Origin of the sequence: Dermabacter hominis NBRC 106157 (genome assembly GCF_001570785.1) — a bacterium.
GTDB classification, from domain to species: Bacteria; Actinomycetota; Actinomycetes; order Actinomycetales; family Dermabacteraceae; genus Dermabacter; species Dermabacter hominis.
In genome coordinates, this window is the sequence record NZ_BCSI01000001.1 from 324540 (window position 1) to 336992 (window position 12453).

Sequence of the window (12453 nt, forward strand, 5' to 3'; positions counted from 1 at the left end):
GGTCACACGTCGATGATGATGGCCCCGGCTTTCTGGGCCTCGAACGCCTCGCGGGGCGTGAGTCGCGAAATGGAGGAGCGGGCACTGTCAAGGAGGCCCATGCAGCCGAGCGGTTCTGTGTGCATGGCATCCACGGTAGCGGCGGTTGGAGCATACCCACGGCGCAGCCACCATTGCTGCTCATTGAGCGTCAAGGAACCGTCGGCCGGAGGGGTCCCATTCCCGGTTCAGACTTAAGATCCCGCAGTCCCCGTGCACCCCTCCCCATTGCTTACTTCCGAGATGGTCGATAGGCTCGCCGCATGAGCGCACCGAACCATGCCTTGACACATCCGAAGCAAGCTGAACACGACGCGAAGATCACCGAGGTGTGGAAGTCGCTCCTGCCGACCGATGCGGTCGAATCCGTGTTCTACGTGTCGCATTGCATGGTCGGATACGTGCACGGCTGGGCGAAAACGGCAGACGGCACGCGGCACAACATTCGCGTGAGCGGCCCCTTGTTTAACACCGTCACGAAGGCAAGGGTCCGTGAATCTGAGCCGTATGAACGCGGCCAGTGGATCACGATCATTGGCCGCATGAAGAACGGCGAATTTTCGTACGAGCGTGACTGGATGCGTCGCACGTACTGGCACAAACCCGAGAGCGACGACCCGAACGCCATGTTTCAGCCGCCGCAGGACCCTTCGCTCGTTCGCCCCACGGACATCGCCTGGCACCGTGAACTCATGCTATGGGGGAGCCGCTCCGCGGAGTATCAGCCCGCGTGGGTTCAGAAAATACAGCAGCCGCCGAACCCTTTGGACCCAAATAGGCCAATGCCGCAGTATCTGGTCGAAGCGTCAAAACAGCCGCCCGCGGATCGGTGGGTGGAGGAAATCAGCCGACAGCTCCTGGAATTCACCAAGGACATGGGGTACGACCTCGAAAGCTTCCAGGCCGACCCGGAAAGCATCGAAGGGGATTCGATTCGCGGCATGGTTATGGAAAATGTGCCGCTTGAGGTGACCGATGAACTGTGGAAGCGTGATGCGGGAGAGCTCCCCGTTGTGTGGCCGGCGTTCACGGGCAAGCCGTGGCCGGAAGGGCTACCGCATCCTCCACGGGGCAAAAGCATCGAGAGTCTCACACTTGCGCCGGATTCAGAACCGCGACGCATGCTCAATGAACTCTACGACGCTATTGATCGCGCGGTGTACGACCTCATGGACTCGTGGGTGCGGAGGGATTAGGCTACTGTGCAGTCCCAACAGTCCGTCGAAGCTTCCAAGGATGAGGAACCGGCAGGGCCGGATCCCTCGGAAGGCGTGTGGGCGCAAGCCGAGGTTCGCTAGAGAGTGTAGACGGACAGCAAGGATCGGCTGAAGGCCCACCGGCATTGCTCGCTCGTGCTTCACAACACCTCGCGGGGCCGGCGGTGGACTTCCAATTCCTGGACCTGCCGGAGAATGCGGTATTCTGCGTGCATCGCGAGGAGGGTGCGTTCGGAACCATCCGCCAGGTCAGGAAGCACGGTTCCCTCTGCTGCTCGCCATGGGGTTGCCAGGCGCAGTCGATTGCGTAGTTACGTGGATCGACGCTTCGCGAGGCGCCAGGGAGACGAAGGCAACTGTCCGAACCTGACGTTCCTAACCGTGGCGAAGCCGTTGAGCTCCGCTTCAACGTTGAGCGGGGTGCCCCGCCCATTGCAGTTTCTGCTGCTCGGTCTGATGCTTGAAGCATGACGATGTGGAAAGTATCTGATGACTGGTTTGATCGGCACACAACCCAAGACCTGGCATACCGAGTCCGGGTGCGTGTCATAACGCCGAATGCGCTGGACTCCGCGTGGGCGCGCATTGTAGAAGAGCACGGTTCTGATGCCGAGGGTGTTGTGCCAATCGGCGGGGCTGCACTCATCCGGGTCAACGACTGTGAGGCTGAGGCCATTAGCGGGGGAGAAGACGCCCTTGACTCTCTTGAGTGGGCGGTCAACGACGTTCTCGGTGAGGCCCTCAAGGGGGCCGAGGTGCTCGTTGTAAGCGAAGAGCGTTCCCTCGTCATCGACTAGGCAACGCTCGTCGGCTGCTTCTGAAATCAGCTGCGTGGTTAAGGGGGTCATGTCCGATGCCCGGTCAGCTTCTTCCGTGGTCCTGATGAACCATGCGTTTGCCTGCGGCAGTTAGAAGAACGCAGTCAGAGGGATCGAAATGATGGCCACTGCGACCGTTCCGCCACCACCGGACTCGAGGCCTGCGACGGTGAGGATGATCGAGTAGGCAATGGTGAGCACTGTGACGGCTGTCAGGCCTGCACGTGCCCATTCGGAGCCCTCCCTGATCTTCAGAGTGAGCGCCAGCTGCAGAAGAAGCATCACCAGCTGCAGGATCATCGTCGCGAAAGATACGTAAGCACTGTACGGAACGTGGTGGAATTCCGCTTTAACGTGTAACGCGAGGCGTTAATGACGTTTCGCGTTATTGGGGGGTAGGTTGAAGAGCGCTCTCTCTAACTCCGGTTTTCGTTTGGCCTCGGTCCATTCCGCTACCTCGTGTGAAGAATCTGCAAGCGGTATCGGGCCGTTGAACTATTAGGTTCACCCACAGTTCCCGTGCCTGCACGCATCGAGAAGGACCAGGTGGTGAACTCGAATGACTCGCCTGGTCCAACGTGTGTGTGCGCTCGGCGCGTGGTTTAACCCTTATAAGACTTGCCGGTCACAGTCTCAGCGCTTCGCTCGTGCAGCCCGCAGGCCGTTCAAGATCACGATGACTTCGGCGACTTCGTGAACCAACACGACGGCGGCCAGGCCCAGCATGCCGCTGATCGCCAGCGGCATCAACACGATGATGATGGCCAGAGACAGCACGATGTTTTGGTTGATGATCCTGCTGCCTCGGCGGGCGTGCTGCAGCGCCTTCGGGATTAGCCGGAGGTCGTGGCCGGTGAAGGCGACGTCAGCGGACTCGATTGCGGCGTCAGAGCCGGTCGCTCCCATCGCGATGCCCACCGTCGCGCCCGCCAGTGCCGGCGCGTCGTTGATGCCGTCGCCGATCATCGCTGTCGGCGTCTTAGAGGAGAGCTCGGCGACGATGCTTGCCTTGTCCTCCGGGCGTAGTTCAGCGCGCACGTCGTCGATTCCGGCGATTTCAGCCAGCGCCCGGGCGGTGCGAGTGTTATCGCCGGTGAGCATGCTTACTTCCACGTCGTTGGCGTGCAGGGCCTGCACGGCTTCGGGCACCTCGGGCCGCAACTCGTCGCGGACCCCGATTGCCCCGGCGAGAGCGTCATCGACGGTGACTAGGACGCAGGTCTGGCCCTCGGACTCCATGCGCTCAACGTCCGCTTTCAGTGGCCCGGCGTCGATCCATCGGGGGCTGCCCACAAGTACCCGTCGACCTTCGACGGTGCCGCCGATGCCATGCCCAGCCTCCTCGCTGATGTCCGAGGCGGTGGGCGCTTCGGGCCCCGCTGCCGCGATCGCCGCGGCGAGGGGGTGCGTCGATTGCTGCTCAACTGCCGCAGCGAAGGAAAGCACCTGCTTCCGATCGAATCCGTCTGCCGGGACCACTCCGGTAACCTCAGGCTGGTTGCGGGTAAGGGTTCCGGTTTTGTCCACTGCCAGGTGACGGATACCGCCGAGTCTCTCGAACGCCGCGCCAGACTTGATGACCACTCCGAACTGGCTGGCTGCGCCGATCGCGGCCACGACCGTCAGCGGCACGGAGATTGCCAGCGCGCACGGCGATGCTGCGACCAGGACCACCAGTGCACGGGTGATCCACGTCTCGGGGTCGCCGAGCAGCGAGCCGATCACGCCGACCAACACCGCCAGGATCATCACCCCGGGCACCAGGGGTCGGGCAATCCGGTCGGCGATCCGGGCGCGGTCGCCCTTTTCCGCCTGCGCCTGCTCGACCAGGCCGACGAGAGTGGTCAGTGAGTTGTCCGTTCCAGCTGCGGTCGTCTCGACCTCCAGCACGCCGGCGGAGTTGATTGCTCCCGCGGGCACCTCGTCGCCGGGCGCAACCTCCTCCGGAATGGATTCTCCGGTGATCGCTGAGGTGTCAAGGCTGGAGTGCCCAGACCGAATGATGCCGTCCGTGGCGATCCGCTCCCCGGGGCGTACGACCATTAGCTCGCCAACCTCAAGGTCCTTCGCAGCGACCTCGGCCGTCGTACCGTCGCGCAGCACGGTCGCGGTTTGCGGTACCAGCTTCAACAGTGCCCGCAGTCCGCCTTGGGCCCGGTCCATCGCCTTGTCTTCAAGCGCCTCGGCGATCGAGTACAGGAACGCCAGCGCCGCGGCCTCTCCGACGAAACCAAGGATCACCGCGCCGACCGCGCTGATCGTCATCAGCAAACCAATGCCGAGCTTTCGCTTCGTGACAAGGTTCCGGATCGCTCCAGGCGCGAACGTGTACGCGCCCAACAGCAGGCCGACCCAAAACAGCACCGTCGCGGGCGCCTCCAAGTCGGACCAGTCCAGCGCCAGGCCTATGCAGAGGGCTACGCCGGAGAAGATCGGCAGTAGCAACTCGGGGTCCTTCCACCATGGCCGATCGAGATCTTCGATCTCCGCGGCTGGTTCGTGATCGCATCCACACGCCGAGCTCATGCATCCGCTCCTTTCTCGCCGCAGCCGGGCACCGAGCACTCAGGGGTGATGCACGGGGCGTTTTCGTCGATAGCCAACGTCGCGTTCACTAGCGCGTCGAGCGCCGTCGCGAGGTGCGGATCGGCAATTTCGTAGCGGGTCTTACGGCCCTCCGGCTCAGCGACGACGATGCCGCAATCGCGCAGGCAGCTCAGGTGATTCGAGACGTTCGAGCGGGTCAGGTCCAGGTCGCGCGAAAGCACGGCCGGGTAGCTCGGGCCGTCTAGTAGGGCCATCAGGATTCGGGAGCGGGTCGGATCCGCCATGGCTCGGCCGAGCCGGTTCATGACGTCGAGGCGTGAAGCAATAGTCAGCATGTGCTGAACTATACAGTATTCACTGAACTATTGAAAACGCACTGAACTGACATTGAAGCGAAGAGCTTGCGACCTGCAGGAATTACTCGATGGGTAGCCGGTAACTGGGCCTTCGCGGTTCGGCTGCCAACCGAAAGCGGGGGCGACATGCGTGGCGAAGTTGTCCAAGATCTTCACGTTGACGTCCACGCCCATCCCGGTGGGGATGATGATGAGCAGGGCGTCGGCGGACATGACGGCGGGATCGGCTTTGAGCTGCTCAATGAGCTTGTCGGGCTCAGCGGCGAAGGTGCGACCGAAGGTGGAGGCGCCGACGTCGGGAAGCATGCCCAGCTGATCGGAGTCGGTGGCCTGCATGCCGAACATCTGCATGTCCGCGCCGTCAGCGATGGGGAAGACGGAGCGCGAAACCGACGCGCGCGGCGTCCAAGCATGGCCCGCCGTCTTCCATGCGGCGCGGTAGCGACTGATCTGGTCTGCCTGGATTTCGCTCAGGGGCTCGGCGTTGGTCTCGGAGACCAGAGTGGACGACATCAGGTTGAGTCCGTCCTCGGCGGTTTGCTCGACAGAAGCGTGGGTGCCGGAGCCGTAGGAAATGTGCTAACGCAGCTCGGGCACCATGGGGACGACCGGCAGGGCGGAGCCGGGCTGGAATATGTTGGGCTACTGCCGGTCCAGCGGTGCGGCGGTGGCGAATCCGTTGCCGTCCACTGCAGCCATGAACGCTTCGAAGTGGCCTCGCTGGCACAGATAGCGCATCGTGTGTCTGTTTCGACTCAGTCCGAGGAGTGCGCGGTGAGCAGGCCGATGAACTCGTCAGCGGCGTCAAGCTGCTTGGCAAGCTTCGCGCGGCGTTCCTCCGCGTCGGTGCGGAAATCGTTCAGCGCCCGCCGGGCGCTCTCGGCGGCAGCACCGACGCCATCTGCGCCGTCGAGCGCCCGGAGTAGGTCGCCCATCTGATCGAGCGAGTATCCCAGTGGCTTCATGCGCCGGATCAGCAGGAGTCTGCCGAGATCGCCCTCAGTGTAGAGCCGGAACCCGCCCTCGGAGCGTCCGGAGGGTGTCAAGAGTCCGATCTCGTCGTAGTGGCGGATGGTGCGCTGCGACAGAGCTGTCCGCTCAGCCAGCTCTCCGATGTGCATCATTCCCGCTTCGGGCACGGGGGCCTCCTCATCTCATCGTCTCAGTTCGACACAACTCTCACGTTACGTTAGTGTTGACTCTCGTGTCCACATGAGACTGGACATGCCTCCGCCGTGGCGATCTATCGCCAGGCGAAGCCGCACGTTGTCGCGCACCACCAGACATTCTCCGCTCCTGGCCTGAGAGCGCCGCCCTGAACAGATGGAGGTACCGCATGGCCTTGCCCACTGCGACCAAAGAAGACAAGGGTCGGTACCGGCCCGAACCGTCGGTGCTCACCGCACTGAAGACCCCGCGCATCCTCACTCGCGAAGTTCTCGCAGGCCTGGTCGTGGCGCTGGCGCTCATTCCCGAGGCGATCTCGTTCTCGATCATCGCGGGCGTCGATCCACGTGTGGGCTTGTTCTCCTCATTCGTGATGGCAGTGTCCATCGCGTTCCTCGGTGGCAGACCCGCCATGATCACCGCGGCGACGGGCGCTATCGCTCTCGTTATCACCCCCGTCGCCCGCGACTACGGCTTGGACTACTTCATCGCGACGGTGCTTCTGGCTGGGGTCTTCCAGATCCTCCTCGCCGTCTTCGGAGTCGCCAGACTCATGCGATTCATCCCGCGCAGCGTCATGGTCGGCTTTGTCAACGCGCTGGCGATCCTCATCTTCATGGCACAGGTGCCCGAACTCATCGGCGTGCCCTGGATGGTCTACCCCCTCGTCGCGGTCGGGCTGCTGATCATGGTCTTCATACCGAAGATCACTAAGGTCATACCGGCCCCACTGGTCTCGATCGCTTTGGTGACCGCCGCCGCGGTCGTCTTCTCGATCAACGTACCCGCAGTCGGCGACAAGGGTGAGCTGCCGCGCAGCCTTCCCGAGCTGTTCATACCGAATGTGCCGCTGACATGGGGGACTTTCACGATCATCGCGCCGTTTGCCCTCGCGATGGCGCTGGTAGGCCTGATGGAATCGCTCATGACGGCGAAGCTCGTGGACGATGTGACCGACACCCACTCGAACAAGACCCGGGAGAGCTGGGGGCAGGGCGTCGCGAACCTGCTCTCCGGCCTGTTTGGCGGCATGGGTGGCTGCGCGATGATCGGGCAGACCATGATCAACGTGAAGGCGTCCGGGGCCCGCACCCGCATCTCGACGTTCCTCGCAGGTGTGTTCCTCTTGGCCCTCATCGTCGTCCTCGGCGACATCGTTGCGATCATCCCCATGGCGGCGCTGGTCGCGGTGATGATCATGGTCTCCGTAGGTACCTTCGACTGGCACTCCATCAAGCCCTCCACCCTGCGCCGGATGCCTAAAAGTGAGACGACCGTCATGGTCATCACCGTCGCCGTCGTCGTCGCCACCCACAACCTCGCCGTCGGTGTCGTCGTCGGCGTGTTCGTCGCCTCTGTGATGTTCGTGCGCCGCGTCGCCCACCTCATCGACGTCAGGCGTGAGATCACTGAACAGGATGGCGCTCGGATCGCGCATTACACAGTCGAGGGTCAGCTCCTGTTCGCCTCCAGCAACGACCTCACCACCATGTTCGAGTACGCCGACGACCCTGACCGAGTCATCATCGACCTCACGAGATCCCACATCTGGGATGCCTCCACCGTCGCGGCGCTCGACGCAATCGAGACCAAATACGAACAGCACGGCAAGACGGTCGAGCTCGTCGGGATGAACGAGTTCACGACTGGGTTCCACGCCCGACTCACGGGAGGACTCGGCAACGGTCACTGACAGTGCTCAGGTGGGCCAGTCGGTCACGTCGGGGGCAACCGCGGCGCAGCCGCGGGCGGCAGCCGCTATCCAACGTCACAACCATGAGATGCGCTAGCGCATGTCGATGACACCGTTGGCCACCTCGATGTGTTTGGTGGTGGCCGCGACAGCACCGAGCAGCGGCATCGGGGCGGAGGCCTGCGGCACGAAGTAGTGGACTCGGAAGGACGCGTCGTTCACGCCGATTTCGTTCGCAGCCTGGGCGATCCAGATGAGTCTTGGCGATCTTTTCCGCGGATGACCCGCGCTGGCCACCGAAGGCGTAATGCCCGAAGCTTAAGAATCGGAACGCTTCATTGGATAACGCTCCTTTTGGTGGTGTTAACGAGAGAGTGACTTTGTAACGAGATATCGTGGACTTCAAGTTCAACGTCTAGGTCCGTGGCAAGTCGGTAGCACGTTTTTCGATTCGATGCTTCGGGGCACTATCGGGGTTCCCGGTGGTCTTCTTAGATTGAGGGGTTCAGATTTCCTAACCTAAAGCTCGTTTGAGCGTGCTATCCACTGGTGTGCCTCCGATGCTGCTGCTCATAAGGGGCGGGCGCTCCATGAATACAAGGCGTAGGTCGCGCCTGAGGCATAGTCCGAGTTTCCGCACCCCTGGCCTCTGGGGTACGCGCTAGTCCCGCTCGGCGTAGCGCACGAGGAGATCGTTGCCGATGACTGCGCCGTCGTTGAGCGTTGCCTCGTTCACCGTCGCCCCGGCTGCCCCCAGGCCCATAATGTGGCCAACCTCGTCACCGCGGGCGATGAGGTGGTCGGCGATGATACGCCGGTGGCAGCGCCACCACACCGCCTCGGAGCACATGATCGCGGTGGGGGTTTCGGCGGCGTTCACCCGTAGCTGCGAGAGCGCGTCCGAGAACTCCCCGCCCAGCGCATGGTCGGCGTAATTGTGGAAACTGCGGTTACGCCAGTTGCCGTTAACCTCAAAAGGCACCGAGTGGGACACGTTGCGCCGCCCGGTGAGGCCCTCACTTCTGCTGTAAGTGATGCCACATGTAGGAAGGTGTTCGGCAAGGGGGTCGCCGTTGAACCACGGGTACTTCCTGGACCCGGGCAGCTTGCGCACATCCACGATGGATGCCACACCGGCAGCCTTGATCATTTCAGCGAAGTCCTCGAACTCGAGGTTGGAGTGGCCCACGGTGAAAATGCGCATGTCGCCAATGCTACGCGTCAAGCGGTTACACCAACATTGGCGTCCAGGTATCGTGCATCGGCAGGTGGTCGGACCGGTAGAACGCGGAGGTAGCAGACAGGACGTTTGATGCATTCGCGCCCACCTTTCCGCCGTATAAATCCCATTTATGGCCGAGTATTCCGCACGGACCGTTCGGTTAAGTTTCAACGGATCGCTTGGGCGACATCGGAAGCCTGAGTTAATCGTATGTGGGGCGAATCCCATGTATGTCTTGTTTAAGGATGCCGCTGCACGAGGAGCGGGGCTGAGGCTACCTGATGTGCACTCTATCTTTGCCGCACATAGCGGGGTGTGGTGGTTTTTAGCTGCTATTCACGAATGAGAAGGTGTTTTTGCAACGATACGTCGTCGAATTTAGGTTCAATGTGTAGTTCCGGTCTGCCGAGCCGTCGAGCAGCGGCGCTTTCGCCATCTGGGCGAGAGACGAAAAGCCCTGATGTCTCCAGTCTCGGCCAAGGTAGGCTGGCGCAGTGAATGTGACTCTCCGGCCGGTGAGTGCCGATGATTTCGACTTCTTGTGGGCCTGGCAGCACGCGACGCCGGATGCCGCGTGGAAGCTGTGGGATGGGCCCTACTTCGAGGCCCCTGTGAACCCCAGCCGTGAGGAGTTTGATCAGCGGCAGCGTGCAGGATTAGGCAGTCATGATCGTCGGATCATCGAGGTCGATGGAGAGCCTGTTGGTTTTGTTTCGCGTTTCGAGGAGGAGTCCGCAGGCGGCGGCTGGTGGGAGCTTGGCATCGTGGTCTTCGGCCCGCGTTGGTGGGGGAGGGGTATCGGCCGGGCGGCGCTCACCCAGTGGCTCGACCTGATCTTCGACGAGACCGACGCTCACGTCGTCACCCTTCAGACATGGTCAGGCAACGAGAGGATGATCGCCTCAGCGAGACGATGCGGTTTCGTCGAGTGTGGCCGGATTCCCGAGGCGCGGTCGTGGAATGGCCGACGCTGGGACAGCGTGAAGATGTGCGCATTGCGTCCTCGTCCATCACTCTGGGAGTGCCGCAGAGACGCTCAGCTCCCGGATGACGTTGCACGGCTTCTGGCGACAGTCCCGGAGTGGTTCGGCCTGGAAGAAGCGAATCAGGAGTACATCGACGCTGCCCGGCACATGGAGACGTGGTCTGTGCGCGACGAACATGGAAGGATCATCGGCGTGACCTTGGTCGACCGCGACTTCCCGATATCCGCCGACATTCACCTCATGGTCGTGGACCGAGCTTGGCATGGTCAGGGCGTTGGATCAGCCATGCTCAGGGCTGTGGCGTCAGCCTCCCGTGCCGATGGTGTTCGGCTGCTCCAAGTGAAGACCTTGGGGCCGTCGCATCCTGACGCTGGATACGCCCGCACCCGCCACTTCTACGAGAAGTGCGGATTCCTGCCGCTGGAGGAAACTGATCTGTGGGGTGATGACAACCCCTGCTTGTTCATGGTCATGCCTTTGTAAGGATCGCTGGGCTTCATGACCTGGGCTGCGGTGATCAGTCGTGCTTACCGGTGTCGTAACTCGATTGAGTTCAGGTTTAACGTCTAGCGTTAATGACGGCCCCCGTTATAGACTGGCTCCATGATCAGATCGTTCGGCGACAAGGCGACCGAACGGCTGTGGCGTCGTGAGCGCGTGCGGTCCATCGATCCGAGGATCCATCGCGTCGCACTGCGCAAGCTGCGTCAGGTGGGGTCCGCGGAGTCTCTCGAGGACCTCCGGGTCCCGCCCGGCAACCGGCTTGAGGCCCTCAAGGGTGATCGGGCCGGGCAGTACAGCATCAGAATCAACGACCAGTGGCGTATCTGCTTCGTGTGGAGCGACGCCGGACCCGAGGAGGTGCAGATCGTTGACTACCACTGACAGGATCGAGCCGATCCACCCGGGTGAGGTCCTCATGGAGGACTTCATCGAGGGCTTCGGCATCACGCAGAACAAGCTCGCCGTCTCGATCGGGGTTCCGCCGCGGCGGATCAATGAGATCGTGCACGGCAAGCGGGGCATCACTGCCGACACCGCGCTGCGGCTCGCGAAGTACTTCGGCACGTCGGCGGAGTTCTGGATCAACCTGCAGAGCCACTACGAGCTGGACCGTGCGGAGGACCTCGCGGAGGAGCAGATCGCGGCGATCACGCCCCTGCAGGTCGCGTGAGCTCTCGCAGACGGCTGGCTGTCGGGTCCGGTCTGGTGGTCGCAGGAGTAGCGGCTGTTGAAATCTTCGCCCGAATGAGAACTCCGAGCCTGTGCCGCGAGTCGTCGGGGGATCCTTGGCTCGTTCGTGAAGCCGAGACGATTCTTCGACGTTCGCGCGGGCCTCGAGACCGGGCCAGTATCGCAGTTATCGACAACGGTGTACTCCGTGAGGCTCATTTCGGTGCGGGTCGTCATACGCAGTACGAGATCGGTTCGATCACCAAGACGATGACGGCTGCGGTCTTTGCTGACATGCTGGAGCGCGGTGAAATAAGCCGACGGACTCCTCTGGGAACCTTCTTTGATCTGGCGAGCAGCGAGGTGGCTGCCATCGAGCTTGAAGAGCTTGCTACTCACACCAGCGGCCTGCCTAATATGGCGAGCACATGCCGCAACGTCGCTGATCTTGCTCTTTGGCCGTTGCTCGTGCATGACCCAAGTTCGTCAGTGACTCTCGAGCGTCTGATTGCGGATGCGAGCCGGTCTCGCCTGGGGCCAAGGGAATACGCATACTCAAACCTCGGCTACTCCTTGCTTGGGCAGGCGCTGGCTCGCCGAGCGGGAACGAGTTTTCCGCGACTGCTTCAAGAACGGCTGTTCGCACCATTGGGGATGGACGACACCTTCGTTCCAACAGATCCGACGTCGCTTGGAGTAGATGTGCCCCGCGGTTACTCGGTCATGTGGGGGCGGCGATCCGCGCCATGGACGTTGGGTGCTGAAGCGCCCAGTGGCAGTGTCCGATCGACCCTTGCTGACATGACTCGATATCTTCAGTCCCTGCTGGACGCCACCGCGCCGGGCACGGCTGCGATGGATCAGGCAGTCGTTGCCAGAGACGGTCTGCGCATCGGCTACGGCTGGCATATCGACCAGAACTCACTGGTGTGGCACAACGGCATGACCGGTGGCTTCAGCAGCTGGATAAGTCTTCAACCCGGCCGTGGGCAGGGCGTGATCGTACTTAGCAACACGATGAACTCGGTTGATGACCTTGGGATGGCACTGGCCCGCTCGCTGCCTTGAAGCACCAGTGAGGTAGGAAGCGTTCGCCGTATGTTTCTACCCAGCGGAACTCGACCGTGTTCAGTTTTGACGTGTAGCGCTGTTGAGTCGCGTTATTTTTCTCCGTGTCTCACTGGATGCTGCTAAGGATGGTCTAGTCATCGAGCGGCAGCGTGAGTACTAAGCCA

The 12453-nt window shown here is 62.0% G+C and carries 15 protein-coding genes; 7 read left to right on the forward strand and 8 right to left on the reverse strand.

Annotated features, from left to right (window positions below):
• Nucleotides 1–2: 2 nt before the first annotated feature.
• Nucleotides 3–125, reverse strand: coding sequence for a hypothetical protein (locus DEHOM01_RS10295; protein WP_259853739.1), 123 nt, complete (start codon nt 123–125; stop codon nt 3–5).
• A 177-nt stretch (nt 126–302) separates the two neighbouring features.
• On the opposite strand from DEHOM01_RS10295, the gene DEHOM01_RS01490 reads away from it, so the two are divergent.
• Complete coding sequence (locus tag DEHOM01_RS01490) at nt 303–1235, forward strand: hypothetical protein (RefSeq protein ID WP_061211162.1); 933 nt, start codon at nt 303–305, stop codon at nt 1233–1235.
• A 488-nt stretch (nt 1236–1723) separates the two neighbouring features.
• The gene (locus tag DEHOM01_RS01495) at nt 1724–2053 is read left to right on the forward strand and encodes a hypothetical protein (RefSeq protein WP_061211163.1); all 330 of its coding nucleotides are present in this window, start codon (nt 1724–1726) and stop codon (nt 2051–2053) included.
• A gap of 111 nt (nt 2054–2164) precedes the next feature.
• Here the strand turns inward: DEHOM01_RS01495 and DEHOM01_RS01500 are convergent, their stop codons facing one another.
• The 5 genes from DEHOM01_RS01500 to DEHOM01_RS01520 form a co-directional block, all read right to left on the reverse strand.
• On the reverse strand, nt 2165–2374 hold the full coding sequence (locus tag DEHOM01_RS01500) for a hypothetical protein (RefSeq protein WP_061211164.1): 210 nt from the start codon (nt 2372–2374) through the stop codon (nt 2165–2167).
• Between the two features lie 333 nt (nt 2375–2707).
• Nucleotides 2708–4600: a heavy metal translocating P-type ATPase gene (locus DEHOM01_RS01505; RefSeq protein ID WP_061211165.1), complete on the reverse strand. Its 1893-nt coding sequence runs from the start codon at nt 4598–4600 to the stop codon at nt 2708–2710.
• On the reverse strand, nt 4597–4956 hold the full coding sequence (cmtR, locus tag DEHOM01_RS01510) for a Cd(II)/Pb(II)-sensing metalloregulatory transcriptional regulator CmtR (RefSeq protein ID WP_061211166.1): 360 nt from the start codon (nt 4954–4956) through the stop codon (nt 4597–4599). Before cmtR ends, DEHOM01_RS01505 begins: the two co-directional genes overlap by 4 nt.
• 27 nt (nt 4957–4983) lie before the next feature.
• Nucleotides 4984–5490 (reverse strand): flavin-dependent oxidoreductase, encoded by a 507-nt coding sequence (locus tag DEHOM01_RS01515; protein ID WP_156468279.1) that lies wholly within the window; start codon nt 5488–5490, stop codon nt 4984–4986.
• Between the two features lie 242 nt (nt 5491–5732).
• Entirely contained in the window at nt 5733–6116 is a 384-nt protein-coding gene (locus tag DEHOM01_RS01520; RefSeq protein WP_055089491.1) for a MerR family transcriptional regulator, read from the reverse strand.
• Between the two features lie 197 nt (nt 6117–6313).
• Here DEHOM01_RS01520 and DEHOM01_RS01525 point away from each other — a divergent pair, with 197 nt between their 5' ends.
• On the forward strand, nt 6314–7837 hold the full coding sequence (locus tag DEHOM01_RS01525; RefSeq protein WP_061211167.1) for a SulP family inorganic anion transporter: 1524 nt from the start codon (nt 6314–6316) through the stop codon (nt 7835–7837).
• 93 nt (nt 7838–7930) lie between these two features.
• Here the strand turns inward: DEHOM01_RS01525 and DEHOM01_RS10180 are convergent, their stop codons facing one another.
• Entirely contained in the window at nt 7931–8059 is a 129-nt protein-coding gene (locus DEHOM01_RS10180) for a hypothetical protein (protein ID WP_034372423.1), read from the reverse strand.
• A gap of 439 nt (nt 8060–8498) precedes the next feature.
• Nucleotides 8499–9041: a DUF488 domain-containing protein gene (locus tag DEHOM01_RS01530; protein WP_061211168.1), complete on the reverse strand. Its 543-nt coding sequence runs from the start codon at nt 9039–9041 to the stop codon at nt 8499–8501.
• A 512-nt stretch (nt 9042–9553) separates the two neighbouring features.
• Between DEHOM01_RS01530 and DEHOM01_RS10185 the strand changes: the two genes are divergently transcribed.
• The 4 genes from DEHOM01_RS10185 to DEHOM01_RS01555 all read left to right on the forward strand — a co-directional run bounded on the left by DEHOM01_RS10185 (nt 9554) and on the right by DEHOM01_RS01555 (nt 12286).
• A complete protein-coding gene (locus tag DEHOM01_RS10185; protein WP_082738635.1) occupies nt 9554–10528 on the forward strand; it encodes a GNAT family N-acetyltransferase in 975 nt (324 codons plus the stop codon).
• Between the two features lie 120 nt (nt 10529–10648).
• Nucleotides 10649–10930 (forward strand): type II toxin-antitoxin system RelE/ParE family toxin, encoded by a 282-nt coding sequence (locus DEHOM01_RS01545; protein WP_055089482.1) that lies wholly within the window; start codon nt 10649–10651, stop codon nt 10928–10930.
• Nucleotides 10917–11219: a HigA family addiction module antitoxin gene (locus tag DEHOM01_RS01550; RefSeq protein WP_016664140.1), complete on the forward strand. Its 303-nt coding sequence runs from the start codon at nt 10917–10919 to the stop codon at nt 11217–11219. Before DEHOM01_RS01545 ends, DEHOM01_RS01550 begins: the two co-directional genes overlap by 14 nt.
• A 74-nt stretch (nt 11220–11293) precedes the next feature.
• Nucleotides 11294–12286: a serine hydrolase domain-containing protein gene (locus DEHOM01_RS01555; protein ID WP_156468280.1), complete on the forward strand. Its 993-nt coding sequence runs from the start codon at nt 11294–11296 to the stop codon at nt 12284–12286.
• Nucleotides 12287–12453: the final 167 nt, after the last annotated feature.

What these genes read in the sequence shown, in the direction of transcription:
- DEHOM01_RS01505 (WP_061211165.1), bottom strand. Translation starts at nt 4,600, where the DNA reads ATGAGCTCGGCGTGTGGATGCGATCACGAACCAGCCGCGGAGATCGAA.
- DEHOM01_RS01495 (WP_061211163.1), top strand. Translation starts at nt 1,724, where the DNA reads ATGACGATGTGGAAAGTATCTGATGACTGGTTTGATCGGCACACAACC.
- DEHOM01_RS01490 (WP_061211162.1), top strand. Translation starts at nt 303, where the DNA reads ATGAGCGCACCGAACCATGCCTTGACACATCCGAAGCAAGCTGAACAC.
- DEHOM01_RS01500 (WP_061211164.1), bottom strand. Translation starts at nt 2,374, where the DNA reads ATGATCCTGCAGCTGGTGATGCTTCTTCTGCAGCTGGCGCTCACTCTG.
- DEHOM01_RS01515 (WP_156468279.1), bottom strand. Translation starts at nt 5,490, where the DNA reads ATGTCGTCCACTCTGGTCTCCGAGACCAACGCCGAGCCCCTGAGCGAA.
- DEHOM01_RS01525 (WP_061211167.1), top strand. Translation starts at nt 6,314, where the DNA reads ATGGCCTTGCCCACTGCGACCAAAGAAGACAAGGGTCGGTACCGGCCC.
- DEHOM01_RS01530 (WP_061211168.1), bottom strand. Translation starts at nt 9,041, where the DNA reads ATGCGCATTTTCACCGTGGGCCACTCCAACCTCGAGTTCGAGGACTTC.
- DEHOM01_RS10295 (WP_259853739.1), bottom strand. Translation starts at nt 125, where the DNA reads ATGCACACAGAACCGCTCGGCTGCATGGGCCTCCTTGACAGTGCCCGC.
- DEHOM01_RS01545 (WP_055089482.1), top strand. Translation starts at nt 10,649, where the DNA reads ATGATCAGATCGTTCGGCGACAAGGCGACCGAACGGCTGTGGCGTCGT.
- DEHOM01_RS01555 (WP_156468280.1), top strand. Translation starts at nt 11,294, where the DNA reads ATGAGAACTCCGAGCCTGTGCCGCGAGTCGTCGGGGGATCCTTGGCTC.
- cmtR (WP_061211166.1), bottom strand. Translation starts at nt 4,956, where the DNA reads ATGCTGACTATTGCTTCACGCCTCGACGTCATGAACCGGCTCGGCCGA.